The 695-nt window shown below is 52.4% G+C and carries 1 protein-coding gene; it reads right to left on the bottom strand.

Features of this window, described 5'->3' with window-relative positions; genetic code table 11:
• Window positions 1-84 precede the first annotated feature (84 nt).
• Window positions 85-507, bottom strand: coding sequence for a PcfB family protein (locus tag DMI82_RS19540; RefSeq protein WP_333563004.1), 423 nt, complete (start codon window positions 505-507; stop codon window positions 85-87).
• Window positions 508-695 lie beyond the last annotated feature (188 nt).

The following is a 695-nucleotide window of genomic DNA, read 5'->3' as shown; positions in this document are numbered from 1 at the left end:
GCCAGCCGGTAGGCCGTTCCCAGCTTGAGGAACGCCCACAGGATGAACAGATAGGGAATGTTCGGAATGAGATATTTTCTGATCTTATCTGTCCTCATGGGCCACCTCCTTTGCACGTTCTTTCTGCTTCGGCTTTTCTTTGGAAAGCTGATCTGCCGCCTGTTGCAGTTGTTCCCGGATGGGAACACGGTTCGATTTTGCTTTGCTTAACACTTTCCGGGAATACTCAGAAAAGCAGGCGGTCATTGCGTCTGCCTGTCCAGCCTTGAAAAACAGCAGGTATTTGTCCGGCCCGGTTTTATAGAACGCATAGTCTACATTCCATTTCCGGGCCACGCGGTCAAAGGACTTGGCATCCCCGGATAGCTCAATGCTGTTGGTGGCTGTACCGTGGGCCATGAGCTTTCGCACACTTTGTTTTCCATGCGGTACTTGCCGCCCACGGTATGCCTTGCGGATCTTCCGGCCCACCATGCCCAGCACATACGCCAGTCCCCGCGCCGTCAGCTTGGTTGTTTTTACGGATATGGCTATCGTGCGCCGGGAAATATCTTCATCAATCAGTTACACCGCCTCCTTCCTTGGGACAATTTGTCTCGAAGTGCCATCACCGATCCCCACGGTCTTTTTTCTGCATTTGACGGTAGCCCTCCAAAGAAGAACCGTCTATGATTTCCTGATAAGCGGCCATTTGC

Origin of the sequence: Blautia sp. BCRC 81119 (assembly GCF_003184505.1) — a bacterium.
Lineage (GTDB): Bacteria > Bacillota > Clostridia > Lachnospirales > Lachnospiraceae > Blautia_A > Blautia_A fusiformis.
The sequence above is the reverse complement of the archived record's forward strand: the minus strand, read 5'-3'. Positions and strand labels throughout refer to the sequence as shown.